Below are 1,827 nucleotides of genomic sequence, written 5' to 3'. Positions count from 1 at the left end.
CGCCGCTTCGGCCGGCTGCGGCTCGGCCTTGACCGCGGAGGGGCGCTTGCGGCCCTTGGCCATCTGCGCCGAGGCCCGCTGCACGAAATCGCGGAAGATCGAGGCCGGGACGTCGCCTCCGCCGACGCGGTTCATCGCGGAATTGTCGTCGTTGCCGACCCAGACGCCGACGACCATGTCGGGCGTCATCCCGATGAACCAGGCGTCGCGGTAATCCTGCGTCGTCCCGGTCTTGCCGCCGACGGCCAAGCCGGACACGCGCGCGCCCTTGCCGGTTCCGCCGTCGACCACCGCCTGCAGCGAATCGAGCATCATCGTGCGGCTGTCGCCCGGCAGGCCGGCGGCGGGCTTGGCGTCGGGGCGCAGATATAGCGGGGCGGGCGCTCCGCCGCGGATCGCGTGGATGTCGAAGCTCTCCACCGGCGTGCGGTTGGCCAGAACGCCGGCATAGGCGCGTGTCATCTCCAGCAGCGTGACCTCGGCCGAGCCGAGCGCGAGGCTCGGCACGTTCGGCAGCTCGGACTGCACCCCGAGGGATTTCGCCGTCGCGATCACGGCCGGGATGCCGAGCTCCTCGCCGAGCTGGGCCGCCACCGTGTTGATCGAGAGCGCGAAGGCGGTCCGCAGCGGCACGGCGCCGCGGAACCGGTTGTTGGCGTTCTGCGGCTCCCAGTCGCCGATCTGCACCGGGCGGTCGACCAGCACGGTCTCCGGGGTCAGCCCGTTCTCGTAGGCGGTGAGGTAGACGAACAGCTTGAACAGCGAGCCGGCCTGGCGCTTGGCCTGGGTCGCGCGGTTGAACTGGCTGTCCTCGTAGTCGCGCCCGCCCACCATCGCGAGGATCGCGCCGTCCTTCGACATCGCGACGAGCGCGCCTTGGCCGATCTTCTTCTTGCCGCCCTCGGCGTCGAGGCGGCGTGCGACGATTCCCTCGGCGAGGCTCTGGAGGTCGAGGTTGAGGGTCGAGCGCACGGTGAGGTCGCCCGGCGCGTCTGTGAGCTTCTTGGCGTCGGCGGCGAGGAGGTCGAGAAAGTAGTTGCTGCCCGGCGGCGTCTCCGGCGGCGTGCGCAGCGTCACGGTCTTGGCCCGCGCCGCGTCGGCGGCCTCCGCGGTGATCGCGCCGGTCTCGACCATGGTCTGCAGCACCACGTCGGCGCGCTCCTTGGCGCCGCCGAAGTTGCGCGTCGGGGCGAGCTGCGAGGGCGCCCGCACCAGCCCGGCGAGCATCGCCGCTTCCGGCAGGGTCAGCGCCTTCGCACCCTTGCCGAAGTAGCGCCGCGCCGCCGCATCGGCACCGTAGGCGCCGGCCCCGAAATAGGCGGTGTTGAGGTAGCCGAGCAGGATGTCGTCCTTGCTCATCTCGGACTCGACCCGCAACGCCAGGAAGGCCTCCTGGATCTTGCGGCGCAGGGTCTTCTCCTGGTTGAGCGAGGTCAGCCGGACATATTGCTGCGTGATCGACGAGCCGCCCTCGCGCACCCCGCCGCCGACGGCGTTGCGCCAGGCCGCGCGCACCAGCCCGCGCAGGTCGATGCCCCAATGGCTGTAGAAGCGCCGATCCTCGATGGCGACGATCGCCTGGGCGAGATGCGGCGGAAGCTCCGCCTTGGTGATCGGCTGCCCGCGGAACGCGCCGCGGGTGGCGAAGACCCGGCCGTCGTCGGCCTCGACGGTGAGCGCGCGCTGGCCCTGGTCGATCACCACGCCGCCGAGCGGCGGCAGCGTCAGGAACGCGAACAGGACGTAGCCGGCCAGCGCAACGAGCGGCAACGCGACGACGGCGCCGGCGACCAGGAGGGCGGGGCGCAGCGAACGCCCGCGGATGGC

General features: G+C 71.9%; 1 protein-coding gene. It reads right to left on the bottom strand.

Translation table 11 applies throughout. The annotated features are described in order from the left end of the window. On the bottom strand, window positions 1–1,827 hold a 1,827-nt coding region (locus FV223_RS26575; RefSeq protein WP_147729726.1), incomplete at both ends, for a PBP1A family penicillin-binding protein.

Origin of the sequence: Methylobacterium sp. WL116 (assembly GCF_008039455.1) — a bacterium.
Lineage (GTDB): Bacteria > Pseudomonadota > Alphaproteobacteria > Rhizobiales > Beijerinckiaceae > Methylobacterium.
The sequence above is the reverse complement of the archived record's forward strand: the minus strand, read 5'-3'. Positions and strand labels throughout refer to the sequence as shown.